The 13806-nt window shown below is 66.5% G+C and carries 8 protein-coding genes; all 8 read right to left on the bottom strand.

Annotated elements, in window-relative coordinates:
- Positions 1-1370: 1370 nt before the first annotated feature.
- The 8 genes from IPM84_13410 to IPM84_13375 all read right to left on the bottom strand — a co-directional run bounded on the left by IPM84_13410 (position 1371) and on the right by IPM84_13375 (position 13668).
- Positions 1371-5090, bottom strand: coding sequence for a PAS domain S-box protein (locus IPM84_13410; GenBank protein MBK9093741.1), 3720 nt, complete (start codon positions 5088-5090; stop codon positions 1371-1373).
- A 2-nt stretch (positions 5091-5092) separates the two neighbouring features.
- Positions 5093-6307: an MFS transporter gene (locus tag IPM84_13405; protein MBK9093740.1), complete on the bottom strand. Its 1215-nt coding sequence runs from the start codon at positions 6305-6307 to the stop codon at positions 5093-5095.
- 251 nt (positions 6308-6558) lie between these two features.
- Positions 6559-8157 carry an alkaline phosphatase family protein gene (locus tag IPM84_13400; GenBank protein ID MBK9093739.1) on the bottom strand — a complete coding sequence of 533 codons (1599 nt, stop codon included), beginning with the start codon at positions 8155-8157 and terminating at the stop codon, positions 6559-6561.
- 24 nt (positions 8158-8181) lie between these two features.
- The gene (locus IPM84_13395; GenBank protein ID MBK9093738.1) at positions 8182-9615 is read right to left on the bottom strand and encodes a DegT/DnrJ/EryC1/StrS family aminotransferase; all 1434 of its coding nucleotides are present in this window, start codon (positions 9613-9615) and stop codon (positions 8182-8184) included.
- A gap of 32 nt (positions 9616-9647) precedes the next feature.
- Positions 9648-10700, bottom strand: a complete 1053-nt coding sequence (locus tag IPM84_13390) for a GNAT family N-acetyltransferase (GenBank protein MBK9093737.1) — start codon at positions 10698-10700, stop codon at positions 9648-9650.
- Entirely contained in the window at positions 10697-11587 is an 891-nt protein-coding gene (locus tag IPM84_13385; GenBank protein MBK9093736.1) for a polysaccharide deacetylase family protein, read from the bottom strand. Before IPM84_13385 ends, IPM84_13390 begins: the two co-directional genes overlap by 4 nt.
- Positions 11584-13254: an alkaline phosphatase family protein gene (locus IPM84_13380; protein ID MBK9093735.1), complete on the bottom strand. Its 1671-nt coding sequence runs from the start codon at positions 13252-13254 to the stop codon at positions 11584-11586. Before IPM84_13380 ends, IPM84_13385 begins: the two co-directional genes overlap by 4 nt.
- A gap of 18 nt (positions 13255-13272) precedes the next feature.
- Complete coding sequence (locus IPM84_13375) at positions 13273-13668, bottom strand: DUF2304 domain-containing protein (GenBank protein MBK9093734.1); 396 nt, start codon at positions 13666-13668, stop codon at positions 13273-13275.
- Between the last annotated feature and the right edge of the window lie 138 nt (positions 13669-13806).

The following is a 13806-nucleotide window of genomic DNA, read 5'->3' as shown; positions in this document are numbered from 1 at the left end:
CGGGTTTCTGCGACCTGTTGGCGCAGCAGGAAGGGGACGATCAACAGGGCCAGGACGATGGCGCCCACGCCGAGGCTGCGGCGCAGGCTGGCCCAACTGGGACGCACCAACCAGGTCAGGCCGGCCAGCGTGCTGGCAGCCACCGCAAAGAACGCGGTATCAATGGGGTGGATGATGAGGGGCAGGCTGCCGAGCGCGGCCAGGAGCAGGTCGCGCGGGGGGGAGAGATGATTCAACGCAAAGGCGCGAAGGCGCGAAGACGCAGAGGAGTTCAACGCAAAGGCGCGAAGGCGCGAAGGCGCAGAGACGGATTGGTCTCCGTCAACCTGCTTTAGCAGGTTTGGCGTATCAGACGCCGAATTCATTCGGCGGGTATCAGACGCCGAATTCATTCGGCGGTTCTGCAAGGCGCGGTGGACGAGGGCCAATGCCACGGGCAAGACCACGAACAGGAGCATGAACTTATCGGAGACGATGCGGCGGAAGAAGGCGTAGGCCAGGTTGCCGTGGCGGTGAAAGGGCGCGGCCAGGAAGAAGAGCACCTGGAAGCTGGTGAGAAACAGGGCCAGGTCCTGGCGCCGGGTCAGTTGTTTGACCAGGGTGTAGAGCGAGGCCAGGGCGCTCAGGACGAGAAGCGCAGGCAGATAACGGCCCAGGGTGTCGCCCAGGTCAGCGCCGCTGAGACGGGCCAGGAAGGCCGGAATGATGCCCCAGGGGTTGAGCGCGGCGCGCGGCGGCACGGGCAGGCCTGTGCCAAAGAGAGGATCGAGGCCGGTCAGCGGCTGATCGTCGAAAACGGGGCGCGTGAAGCCCAGGTAAGCGATCTGATCACCGTCCAAACCGCCGCGGCTGGCGATCAACGCCGCGGCGACGAGGGCCGCGAGGAGGAGGAGAGATTGGAGGCCGGAGACCGGAGAAGGGGAGAAGGGGAGAAGGGGAGAAGGGGAGAGGGGGAGAGGAGGAGAAGGGGAGAAGGGGAGATTGGAGGCTAAAAAGCGGCGAATTCTCGCCTTCCACGTACCCGATCTCTGATCTCCGATCTCAGATCCCTGACCTCTGGAAAGCATCACCAGAACGAGGGTCAGTCCGCTGAAGATCCATTGAAATGCGCTGAGGTTGAGATGAAGGGCCAGGGTGGCGCTGGCCGGGAGGATGAGAAGCGCCAGGCTGAAGGGAAAGGCCAGGCCCAGGCGTTCCAACGGATCAAGCGTTGAGTCAGGAAGCAGCCGGCGCGTCAACAGCCAGCCGGGGAAAAGCAAAACCAGCCCATAGGCCAAGCCAACGGCAACCGCGGGCGGCAGCCATGTGAGCATGTGCGCAAGGGTTGAGAGAAGCAGCAAAAGGGTCAGGATAGCGCTCACAGGCGGCGTTTAGCCTTCCTCTGCTTCCTGTCCGATCAGTGCCCGGCGCAGGGTGGTGGCCAACGCCTCGAAGTTGAAGGGCTTTTGCAGCCAGGCGGTCATGCCCAGGGTCAGCAGGGACTGCCCCTCGGCTTCGACGGGATAGCCGGTCATGGCAACCACTTTGATGCCCGGACGCACGGCCCGCACGGCCTGAAGCAGCTCAACCCCGCCCATCCTGGGCATGACCAGGTCGGTCAGCACGAGTGCGATCTGGGCCGGGTCGCGAGTGAAAATTTCCAGCGCGGCCTGGCCGTTGGCTGCTTCCAGGACGTTGTAGCCCAGGGCATCCAGGGTGTCGCTTATGACCTCGCGCGCAGTCGCTTCATCTTCGACGAGCAGGATGGTTTCATGGCCCCCGACCAGCGGCTCCTGCGCGGCGCTGTCAGCGGCCGGTGCGGCCAGCGTGACCACGAGCGGCAGGTAGATGACAAACGTGGCGCCCTGACCGGGCCGGCTTTCCACGGTGATGAAGCCATCGTGCTGGGCCACGATCCCGTAAGCCTGGGCCAATCCAAGCCCGGTTCCTTTTCCACGCTCTTTGGTGGTGAAAAACGGCTCGAAGATGTGCGGCAGAGCCGCGGCCGGAATGCCGGGGCCGGTGTCGCTGATCGCCAGGCGTAACCATGCGCCCGGGGTCAGTTCGGGCAACGGCGGCGGCGCGCCGGCCGCCACGTCCACGTGACTGAGCTTGAGACGCAGCACGCCGCCCTGGGGCATGGCGTCGCGTGCGTTGATGGCCAGGTTCATCAGGACCTGCTGCAAGCGTGTGGGATCGCCGTTGACGATGTACTCCGGGCCATCGTAGTTCAGCCTGATCTGGATGTTCTCCGGCAAGGTGCGTTCCCACAGGTTGACCAGTTCTTTCATGAACGGCAGCAGGTCCACCGCGCTGCGTTCCATGGCCGAGCGCCGGCTGAAGTCCAAAATCTGCTGGATGAGCCTGGACGCGTGGTTGGCCTGTTGGCTCATGGTAACGAGCCGCTGGCGGTCACGTTCGGCCAGGGGGGCACGCATCAGTATCTGTGAGTAGAGGGTGATGACGCTGATGATGTTCTTGAAATCGTGCGCAATGCCCGCGGCCAGTTGGCCGATGGCGGCCAGGTGTTCCTGCTGCTGCACGCGGCTGAGAACGGCGCGTTCCTGCGTGACGTCGCGCAGGATCAAGACCCAACCGTCAGCGCCGGGCGTGGCGTCGCCTGGCGCGCTGTGCAGCGGGCAGGCCATGACCTCGAAAACGTGATCGGCGTGGGTCAGTTCGTGGGCCAGTCCGCTGTCGGGCGTCTGCAGCAGGGCTTCGATGGACTGTCCGGCCAGGGCCAGCAAACGCTGCTCGGGCAGCCACGACGCCAGCAGCGCCAACGCCTTGTCCGCGCCGGGGTTGGACAACACCACGCGCAGGTTGGTGTCCAGCAGGAGGATACCATCGGGCACGGTGTTCATGATGGCCCGCACCCGCGCGGCGTAGGCTGCCAACTGATCGTTCAAGGTGACGCGCTGCAAGGCGCGGGCTACCATATCGGCAATGGCAACAAGGGTGCGCAGGTCGGCCGAGCCGATGGGTGCGGCGCGGCCAATGCTCAAGACGCCAACCGGCGCTTCGTCGGCGATGAGCGGCACGGATGCGACCCACTCTGGCTCTACCACCAGGTCGGGACAAGCCAGGCGGCTGTCGGTGCGCACATCGGGGCTGACGTAGGGCTGCCCGCTCGCCAGCACCTGCCCGCTGATGCCCGCGCCGGGCGCCAACTGCATCCCCGTGGCCGCGGCCCAGGTTCCGGCCGCCAGCTCCACCGTCAGACTCTTGGTGCCCGGGTCATAGATCGAAAGGGATGCGCCGCGGGCCTGGAAGAGCGCCGGGGCTTCGCCCACCACGATTTCGATCATCTCGGCGCGGGTGCGCGCACCTCGCAGCACGGTGCTCATGCTGGCAATGGCGGCCAACTCTCGTTCGCGCTGTTTGGCCTGGGTCACATCGCGGCCAATGCCGATGTAGGCGATGGGCCGACCTTGCTCGTCGCGCACCGTGGAGATGGACTGATAGGAATGCCACAGGTCGCCATTCTTGCGCCGATTGACGATCTCGCCGGTCCACGAGCCTTGCGCCAAAATGTCGCGCCACATGTTTTCGTAGAAGGATGGCGTGGAGTGCGGTGAGCGCAGCAGACTGGGTTTTTGCCCGATGGCTTCTGCGCGCGTGTAGCCGGTCAGGGTCTCGAAGGCCGGGTTGACATCCAGGACGATGGTGCGCAGGTCGGTGATGACCATGGCATCGGACGCGCTGACGAACATGTCGCGATAGAGCCGCACCTGCTGGAATAACGAGATGCGGCGCAGCGCGTTGCTGGCCAGGTTGGCAATGCCGCTCAGCAGGCGCAAGTCGTCCCCATTCAGTACGGTGGAGCGCCGGACGCCCACTTGCAGCGTGCCGATGATGCGTGCGCCGTCATACATGGGAATGCAGGCCACCTGCACCTGCGGGTCCAGGAAAGGCAGCAGCGGACAGCCGGGCTGACCGCTGCAAATGCCGCCGACGTGCAGGCTGCAGAACGACGGCATCTCCTCCAGGGCAAAGCGGTGACCGACCAGGGATTCGGCCTGGCCGCGGCCTTGCTTGACAACCAGGTCATCGGTCACGTCGCGCACCATGATGACAACGCTGTCCGCGCCCAGGGCCGTTTCGGCATGGCGAGCCAGGGTGGCGGTCATCTTATCGGTGGAGAGTTCCAACTGGAGAGCAGCCGACAAATCAACCAGCGCGGTCACTTCGTGCAACCGCTGCGCTTGGGCCGCCTCAGCCTGCTTGCGGCGCAGCACCTCGCCGAGCTGTGCAGCCACCGCGGCCACCAGTTCGATCTGACGGGCATTGCGCGGGCGCTCCTCTCTGGAGAACAGGGCGATCACGGTCATCACCTGGTCGTCGGCCAGCACAGGCACGGCCAGGGCCGTCTTCAGGCCCGCCCGTTCGGCCAGGGCGCGCCGCGCGAAGTTCTCATCCTGTGTGACATCGTGTTTCCAGACCGGGGCGGCCGATTGCCAGGCCACGCCGGGCAGTCCCAATCCCGGTGCAAAGGCAACATCCGCACTGGCTGTGGCAAACGCGGCCAGTGCGTCATCGTCAGAGTGCCAGACCGGACCGCGCACCAGCACAGTCTTGTCTTCAGCGAACAGCCAGGCTTCGCCAAGGCGCCAATCGCCCACCTCACAGATGCGCTGCAGCACCAGGCTGAGAGCGCTCTCCAGATCAGCCGCCCGGGCAATGTCCAGGGTAATGGTCTGCAGGAGACGCTGTTCGGCCTCGGCGCGTTTCTGTTCGGTGGTGTCCAGGACGACCGAGAGCATACAGGATTCACCGCCCCAGGTAATGAGTTGGAGGGAGACCAGGGCCTGGCGCAGTTCGCCGGTGCGGGCGCGAAAGGAAATTTCCAGATTGCGCAGCGTCCCGACCGCGGCCAACTGCTGCACGATGGCCGGGCGCTCGCCCAAGTTGGCCCAGATGTTGAGTTCGCTCGTGCGGCGGCCGATCACCTCGTCGCGGCGATAGCCGAACATCTCCAGGAAAGAGGTGTTCACCGCGATGACGCGGCCATCCGCCAGGGTGGTGATCCCCATTGCCACGGGGACGGTATCGAAAATGGTGATCAGGCGATCGTCGGTCTCGCCCGCACTTGCTGCAAAAAGAGTGGTCATCTTCAGCCTTGCCCGTCACGGTTAGAGCGGGATAGTAGCATAGGGGGGGAGAGAGCGCAAATGCCGAGCAGGCACAGGGCGGCGCCAACGGCCAGGGCCAACGGGGCGCTCCATACGCTGGCGCCGGCGCCGATGAGCAGGCCGCCCAAACGGCCGCTGCCGATGCTGAGCAGGGCGTAGAAGCTGAGGACGCGGCCGCGCAACTCGCCCGGCGTGTGCAACTGGAGCAGCGAATTGGTGAGCGATTGTGACACGACAAACGCGGCGCCGCCCACTGCCAGCAGCAGGGCCGAAAGGGCAAACGCTGACGAGAGGGCAAAGGCGATCTGACCCAGGCCGAAGACCAGGCTGGCGCCGATCAGCCAGGCCAGGCGCCGCGTCCCCTGGTAGCCAGCCGCCAGCAGGCCGCCGACGACCGCGCCTACGCCCACGGCCGCCATCAACAGGCCCAGGCCCGTCGCGTCCACGTGCAAAACGTCACGCGCAAACACCGGCACGACCACATACGGGGCAAACACCAGGCTGCACAGGCTGAGGATGCCGATCATGCGCAGGAGGTTCGGCTGGCCCCGCAGATAGGTAACACCGGCCAGGACACTCCCTCCCAGGCTGCCACGGCGGTCGAGCGTCGCGGGGAAGGGCAAGCGCAAGAAGATGAGCGTCACAATGACGATGCTGAAGCTGGCGGCGTTGATGCCAAAGCAGCCCGCTTCGCCCACGCGGGCGATGAGGATGCCGGCCAGCGCGGGGCCGATGACGCGGGCGGCGTTGAACGCGGCCGCGTTCAGCCCCACCGCGTTGGGCAGATCGGCCGGCCCGACCATTTCCAGCAGCAGCGACTGCCGGGCCGGCACGTCCAGCGCGCCCAGCGCGCCCAGGAAGAACTCCAGCACCATGATGTGCCAGACCTGGATCAGCCCCAGCGCAGTGAGCATGGTCAGGAGCAGGGCCTGCAGCAGCAGCCCGCTCTGCGTCAGGATGATCAGGCGCCGGCGGGGCATGCGGTCGGCCAGCGCGCCGCCCAGCAGGGTGAGGGGGATCACCGGCAGCAGCGGCAGGAACCAGGTGGCGCCCAGGGCCAGCGCGGAGCCGGTCAGCCGATAAACCAGCCAGCTCTGCGCGGTGGTCTGCATCCACGCGCCGCTCTGCGAGAGCATCTGCGCCGCCCAGTAGCGCCGGAACTCCCGATTGTGCAGGGCGCTGAAGAGATGAGTCACGAACACCTATCCTGATTTCTTTTCGTGTCAATTCGTGCAATTCGTGACAGAGGAATCTGGTTTTTTTTGCCACGAATGACACGAATTTTCACGAATTTCTTTTCGTGTCAATTCGTGCAATTCGTGGCAGAACAATTCATCGTCGTCGTCTGGTCTCTGGTCTCTGGTCTCCGACTAATCGCGCCATGTCGTTGTTCATTATCACGCGGAACGCCCGATAAGTCAACCAGAAGGCCGCTGTATCAGCCATCCTACCCCAGGTACCCCAACCCGGTGAGGCGGGAGGCCACTTCGGCGTCGTAGCCCGCGTCGGCGCTGTGGTCCGGGCCGGCCGCGGCGGTCAGGCTGGGCTGATAGCGCAGCGGCCGCTGCGCCAGCGTGGAGCCAGGTTCGAACGCATCGCCAAGCACGCGGCCGTCGAGATCATCGGGCAGGGGGACATCCGCCAGGTGCAGGATGGTCGGCGCCAGGTCAACGATGCGCGCGCCGCTGATTTCAGCCTGCTGGCGGATGCCAGGGCCGTGCAGGATGCACATGCCAAAACGGCGGTTATTGCCCTTCCACTGCCAGTGCGCCTGGAACGGATCGGGCTGCGCCAGGCCGGCCCGGTTGTGGTATTCGTCCGCGTTGAGGGCCAGCAGATCAGGCCCGTCCGCGGCATAGGGGCCGTGAAACGCCTCGTCGCGGCGGTAAACCTTGACGAAGACGCGGGCGCCGGTCTCCGGATCACGTATGGCCTCGATGGCCTGGATCAGTTCAGCGCACAGGGCCTGGTAGGCCGCTTCGGTCGGCACCAGGTCGCGGTTAATGCGGTTAATGTAGATTGGCCCCTGGGCCAGGGCAAAGGCGCGGGTGCGCGTCCAGTCCACGCGCTGCACCACGGCCTGATTGCCAAACTCGCCAAAGACGCCGGTGCTGCTGGGCAACAGATACGCGATGCGGCGCATCAGCTCGAACGGAAAGAGGCGCTTGAGGTGCAGCACATCGAGCAGGCGGCTGATGGTGGTGCGGTTGAGGCCCAGCCGGAAGAGCAGATCGGCCGGCCGCGTGCGGGTGAAGAGGTAGCCCTGCTGTTTCAGCCAGGCGTTGAGGAAGAAGACTTTGGCGACTTTGGCCGTGCCGTGATCGGACATGACCAGGGTGTAGTCGAACTGCGGCGCCAACTCGCCCAGCCATTTGTCCACGATCTGCCAGGCCCACAGGGTCGGCGCCTCGTCGAAGAAGAAGTGCTGCAGGCGATTCAGATCGAACGTGGTGATGTGCAGGAAATCCACGGGGTCCTTGCGGTGCAGATACGCGCCCGCGGCGAAGGTCTTGTCAATGACAGCCAGTGCCTCCTGCACCACCGGGCTGTCCTGGGTGGCGTCGAAGAAATCGCCCTTGATGTTCAGTTCGTAGTCCAGCGCCTGCTCCAGCTCGGCCGCCAACTCCGGCGGGGAGGTGTAGCCGGTCTGGCTGACATCCGGCCCGCCGCAGACCATGAAGCCGTTCAGCGCTTTGGGCGGATAGGTGCGCGGCACGCCGATGACGCCGGTGCGCAGGCCGGCCTGGTTCAGATAATCCCACACCTCCGCGCTCTTGAAGCTGAGCGAGGTGGGGGTGATGACCTCACGCGTGCGCGGGTCGAGCTGCTGCCACCAGAAGACGCCCAGCTTGCCGGCGTATTTGCCCGCGGCGTAGCATTTCCAGGCCGGCGAGGTGACAGGCGGCAGGCTGCTCTCCAGTTCCCCGGCCGTCCCCTGCGCCACGAGCCGCGCCAGGTTGGGCAGTTTGCCGTCGGCCAGCCAACCGCTGATAAAATTGAACGAGCCTCCGTCGAGGCCAAAAACAAGAATGCGTGGTTTGGACATAGGTTTCTCCTCAGAGATCAGGGATCAGAGATCGGAGATCGGAGATCGGGTATCGGGTGCGTGGAAGACGAGAATTCGCCGCTTCCCCTTCTCCGCTTCTCCCCTTCTCCCCCTCTCCTCACTTTGTACTCTGCACTTTGCCCTTTGCACTTCTGCCCTTCCCCCCTTCTCCCCTTCTCCCCTTCTCTGGTCTCCAATCTCCATCCTCACTAGCGCAAGATCGCTCTCCCGCATGTACGGATGGGTGGGGAGGGTGAGCAGGCGTTGGGCGATTTCGGTCGCGCCAGGGAAATCATCGCCCAGGTTGACGGCGGTTGGCCCCGACAACGCAGCGGGGAATGGGCGCCGGAGGATTTCCGCCAGGGTGTGGCCGTACAGGCGGCCGGCGCCGATGCCAGCACGGCGCAGGCGGGCGATCAGATCAGCGCGCTGCGCCGGGCTGCGGGCCAGCAGCGGCAGGCGCAGGTAGATGGGCTGGCTGCCGGCCGCGGCCGCGATGGGGGTCAGGCCGGCCTGCGCGGGCAGGTCTGCCAGCAGGCGCTGCGCGTTGGCCTGCCGTTGCGCGTTCCAGCCGGCCAGTTGCGGCAGCAGGCGTTGGCCCAGTGCGGCCGCGGGCGCGTTGAGCGGTTGGCGGGCAAACTGCCAGGTGCGCGGATCATCGCCGGCCGCATCGAGGCCCAGCCGCGCCACCCACCACCAGCCCCTCGGGTGAAACGCGGCCGCCAGCGCCGCGATTCTGGCCCAGGCCAGGAGTTGTGACGCCAGGCGCGGCCGCGGCCAGGCGGCGAAAATTTCCGCGGCGGCCGCGGCCAGGCTGGCGTCGTTGAAAAGCGCCGCGCCCCCGCCCCCCGCGCTCAGCGGCTTGCCCGGCCCGAAGCTGAACAGCCCGGCGTCGCCCTGCGCACCCGTACAGGTCGCTGGCTCAGGGCCGCGTGCGCCGAAGGCCTGCGCGGCGTCGTCCACGAAGAAGGCGCCGGCGGCGTGGGCGCGGGCGCGCACGCCGTCCAACGGCCGCGGCAGGCCCAACGGGTGTACGCTGACCACGGCCAATGTCTGCGGCCCGATCGCGCGCTCCAGCGCGGCGCGGTCGTAGTCCAACGTCAGCGGGTCCATGTCCACCAGGCGCACGCGCAGCCCCGCGGCGTGCGCGGCATAGGCCAGGACCGGGCAGGTGTATGCGGGCAGCACCACCTCCCGGCGGTCAGGGCGCAGACGCTTGCCTGCTTCCAGGATCAGGAAAAAGGCCGCGCGGCCGCTGGCCGTCAGATGAACGGATGGACAGCCGGTCAGCGCGGCCAGATCGCGGGCAAACGCAGCCTCAGCGCCGCCGCGCGCCGCCGCGGCCAGGCTGGCAGCTAGGTCAGCAGCCGTATGCGGTGTGGCGCTCGGCGGCAGAAAGCGCCCCCGCGCCCAGGGCAAAACAGGATTCGTAATAACAATTCCTCCGAAAGGCATCATCCGTGTCAATCCGTGTACCCGTTCCCTTCCCCCTACCCGAACGGAATGCGACGGCGCACGATGGCGCTGAGGGCTTCCGCCACGGCCGGGGGCAGGCGCTGCCACAGGCGCTGGGCCAGGCTCAGGCTGCCCGCGGGCCGCGCCTGCGCAATCAGCCCGGGCAGCGTGCGCTGACGATGCAGCCAGACGTGCTGATAGAGCGGCTGCTGCTGCCCGAAGCGCCGCTTGAACGCGGCATGGCCGGAATCGGTCGCGCTGCGCCCAAAATCCACTGCGGCCCAGCCCAGCCCGGCGAAGTGCGCCATGATCTCCCAGTACATCAGATAGGTGGCATGTTGGCGCAGGAACGGCGGCCGGATCGCGCCCCAGGTACACCAAACCGTCTGCCCCAGCAGGAACTGGCAGCCGCCGCCCACCAATTCGTCGTTGTGACGCATGACCAGCAGCGTGAAGCGTTCCGGGAAGTGGGCCTGCGCCCGGTGGAAGAAGCGCCGGCTGTGTACGGGCGTCCCCTTGCGCTGCGCCGTCTCCGCGAAGGCCGGATACCAGGCGTCCAGTTGATCGGCGTCCCAGCTCAGCTCGAAACCGGCCCGCTGCCCGCGGCGCAGCAGGTTGCGCAGATCGTGCGAAAAGCCCTGCCACAGCGCGTCCGCGCCCGCGTGCAGGCTTTGGCGCACGGTGACATGACGCGCCACCGTGTGCCAGCCGTCCGCGCCGGGCGCCGATTCGCCGGCCCAGGGCAGCGGATCAGGACTGTCGCGCAGCACCAGGTAGGCCGCGTCCAGGCGGCGCGTGAGCGCGGTCGCGGCCTCGATCAGCGCGGCGGCCGCGGACGGGCTGGCCGCGCACCACCCGCCTGGCAGCGAAGTGACATGCACCCTGGCCGGCCAGGCATGGACGGCGCACAACGGCAGCACGCCCACAACGGCGCCCGCGTCCTGCGCGACCAGGGCAAAGAGGCGCAGACCGTAGACCTCACGGTAGATGTTTTGCCACGCGGCCAGGTGAAAATAACTGGCCTGCGGCGCGGCGAGGACGAATTCATCCCAGGCCGCGGCGTCCTGTCCCTCATGCACCTCGATCATGCCAGGCTCCAGAGCGGCAGACGCTCAGCCAGCGCCAGATGATCGGCCAGCGGCCCCCAGGGGGAGTCAGTCAGCAGGCGGCGCCAGGTTGACCAGAGCCTGGCCCGGCCGGCGCGGTGGGTGATGCGCTCACGTGCGGTCAGACGGGTTGGCGCAGGCTGGTTGGTGTCGAACTCCCACGGATGCACATAGGCCACGATGGCGCCCTGCGCCTGGGCGCGGCGCACCAGCGCCCGAATGACCGGATAGGGCAGCACGCGCCAGGCAAAGCCGCCGCAGGGCAGACGCCAGCGCCCCACCCCCAGGGTCGTCACCGGAAATTCGGTCAGCGCGCCGGCCCCGCCAGGTTGCAGGCGCACCGGCCGCAGGGGCGCCTGCGCAAAGCCGTACAGCGGGTTGCGCGTGCGGATCAGGCTCGAATCGTAGACGAACCCTTCGTCCGCCAGCACGTCGAGCGCCCACAGGCACGAGCCGTTGATCGAAAAGTAGGGCGCGCGGTGGCCCAGGATGGGAACATCCCCGGCCGCGCGGCGGATGGCGTGTACGGTGCGGCGCAGCTCAGCCCGGAACTGGGCCGGGGTCAGTTCATGCACGAAACGGTGATCGTAGCCATGCACGGCCAGTTCATGGCCGGCGGCCGCGATGCGGGCGATCAGCGCCGGTTCGGCCGCGGCCAGCGCGCCAACCACGAAAAAGGTGGCGCGCACCCCGTGGCCGGCGAGCAGTTCGAGCAGGCGGTCGGTCAACCCGGCCGCGCGGGCCGGCCATTCCGGCCAGCGCGCCACCTGGCGATTGGTGCTGGTCAGGCCCTGGAACCATTCTTCCAGGTCAATGGTCAGCGCGTGGCTGGGCGGATTTTGGTTCGGCGCCACCGATGATCCGTTCAACCGACGTACCCCAACCCGCGCAGGCGCTCGCTGATCGCGGCTTCGTCCTCGGCGGAGAGGGTGAAGGCGCCGGTTGTGCTGACCGGCGCGGGCGTGTCAACCACCTGCGGCGTCTGTGCAGCTAACGGGCCGCGCAGCGCCTGGATGAGAACGCGGCCATCCATGGCGGCCGGAATCGGCTGACCCAGCAGGTGCAGCACGGTCGGCGCCAGGTCCGCCAGGGTCGCGCCGCTGATCTCGACGCCTGGCTGCACCGGCTCGCCCAGCGCCGCGAAGATGCCGTTCATGCGGTGCGTGCCGGAGATGCCGCGGCGCATGGCCTCGATCACCCGGTGCGAGCCAAACTCATATTCGCCAAAGCCAAAATACTCCAGGCGTTTGGGCAGGAAGACAATGTCGGGCGCGTCCTCCAGGTACGGCCCGCGGTACAGTTCTTCACGCGGGTAAATTTCATCCACCACCGCCTCGCCCGTGGCCGGATCGGTCAACAGGCGCAGGCGGGCCATGATCTCTTCGCGCACCTGCTCGTACTCCCGCCCAGGCGCCACGCAACCTTGCGGCTCGCGCCCGGTCACATTGAGCCGAATCTGGCCGATGTTGCCGAGCGAGTAGGCGCGGGTCGCGGGCCAGTCCACATCATCGAACGAAAGAAAGAGGGTGCGCAGCAGACCCTGACCCTGCCCGCGCACCACCTCACGCTTGAGGCTGCCCAGTCCCAGGCGCATGAGCAGGTCATAGACGGCCATCGGGCTGAAGCCGGCCCGGAACGCAGCGTATTTGAGCCGGGCGCGCCAGGCGGGCTTGATCGCCAGAAAGCCCTGCTCACGCAGCCAGTTGTTGACATGGATGAACTTGTGGAACGGGCCGAAGCCGTGATCGGACATCAGCATGAGCACGGTGTCCGGCGGCAGGCTCGCGATTTGGGTCGCCAGCCAGCGGTCGAGGAACTGGTAGAAGGTCAAGATGGCGTCGCCGTATTTAGCCGCTTTGGTCGGATCGTGCAGCGGATGCGCGGGGCTCATGAACTTCCACATGGCGTGCTGCACGGTGTCGGTGCCGTTGAAGACGACCATGAAGAAATCCCAGGCCTCGCGGCCGCGCAGATTCTCCACCAGCTTGATGCGCGTCTCGGTGGTCTGGTACAGGCGGGCCAGGAAGGCATCCACGCCTGCGTCGGAATAGGCCTGCCCCGGGTCGGGGTAGAGGATGTAGTTGCCGGTGATGCGCTCGATCTCCTGCGCCAGTTCCGGCGGGTGCGTGAAGGTGACCTGCTTCGACGGCGTGGGCAGGCCGGAGATCAACAGGCCGTTGACCGGCTCCGGCGGAAAGGTCATCGGCACGTTGACCACGGCCACGCGGCGGCCGGCCGCGCTCAGCAGGCTCCACAGGCTGGGCAGGCGCCGGTTGGCCGCGGTGGCCGGAACGAAGTTGTAGGTGCCAGGCTCGCGGTAGACCCAATCGTAAATGCTGTGGCGAGCCGGGTTGGCGCCGGTGGCGAACGTGGTCCAGGCCGGGCCGGTCATGGGCGGCACGGTGCTGCGCAGTTGGCCCCAGGCCCCGCGCGCCAAAACCTGGGCCATCGCGGGCAGCTTGCCCTGCGCCACCCAGGGCAGGATCAAGTCGAACGTGGCCCCATCGAGGCCGATCACGAAACAACGGTAGGTCATAGAAATGGATTCAAATCCTCAATCAGATTCATCAGCAGCGCTGGTTGAGCCTTCGGCCTGACCCGCCTGTTGCAGTTGCTGCACCTCCCAGGCGAGCAGCGCCACGTCCTGCGCCAGTTCCTTGTTCTGCGCCTGCAAACGCGAGATGGTGATGCCCTGGAAGAGCAGAATCAGCACCGCGAACAGCATACCGACGCCGAACAGGATGGACGGCGCGTAGACCACGCCGATCAGATCGGCCACGAAGCGCAGCGCCCCCTCGAAAATCGAAAAGAGCAGCAGCGCCACGCCGGTCAGCAGCCAGAGCAGCGCATGATCTTCACGCAGTCGCCCGCGGCGCACCAGTTCCAGGATCAGGCCGAGCCAGCCCAGGCTCACGGCAATGGCAATCAGTTTCAGAATCGGTTGTGGCATGAAACCATCCATGGGAAGTGCAAAGTACAAAGTACAAAGTGCAAAACATCGTCCACTCTCGATTTGCGATTTGCGATTGCCGATTTGCGATTGCCGCTCTCGCACACGAATCTCCGCTCTCCGCTCTCGCACACGAAT

The sequence above is a fragment of the Candidatus Amarolinea dominans genome (assembly GCA_016719785.1).
GTDB lineage: Bacteria > Chloroflexota > Anaerolineae > SSC4 > Amarolineaceae > Amarolinea > Amarolinea dominans.
Note: the sequence above shows the minus strand (reverse complement) of the source record. Positions and strands in the feature narration are given on the sequence as shown.

Excerpts from the sequence above, each read along its gene's own strand:
- IPM84_13410 (MBK9093741.1), bottom strand. The coding sequence starts at position 5,090 with ATGACCACTCTTTTTGCAGCAAGTGCGGGCGAGACCGACGATCGCCTG.
- IPM84_13400 (MBK9093739.1), bottom strand. The coding sequence starts at position 8,157 with ATGTCCAAACCACGCATTCTTGTTTTTGGCCTCGACGGAGGCTCGTTC.
- IPM84_13395 (MBK9093738.1), bottom strand. The coding sequence starts at position 9,615 with ATGATGCCTTTCGGAGGAATTGTTATTACGAATCCTGTTTTGCCCTGG.
- IPM84_13390 (MBK9093737.1), bottom strand. The coding sequence starts at position 10,700 with ATGATCGAGGTGCATGAGGGACAGGACGCCGCGGCCTGGGATGAATTC.
- IPM84_13380 (MBK9093735.1), bottom strand. The coding sequence starts at position 13,254 with ATGACCTACCGTTGTTTCGTGATCGGCCTCGATGGGGCCACGTTCGAC.
- IPM84_13375 (MBK9093734.1), bottom strand. The coding sequence starts at position 13,668 with ATGCCACAACCGATTCTGAAACTGATTGCCATTGCCGTGAGCCTGGGC.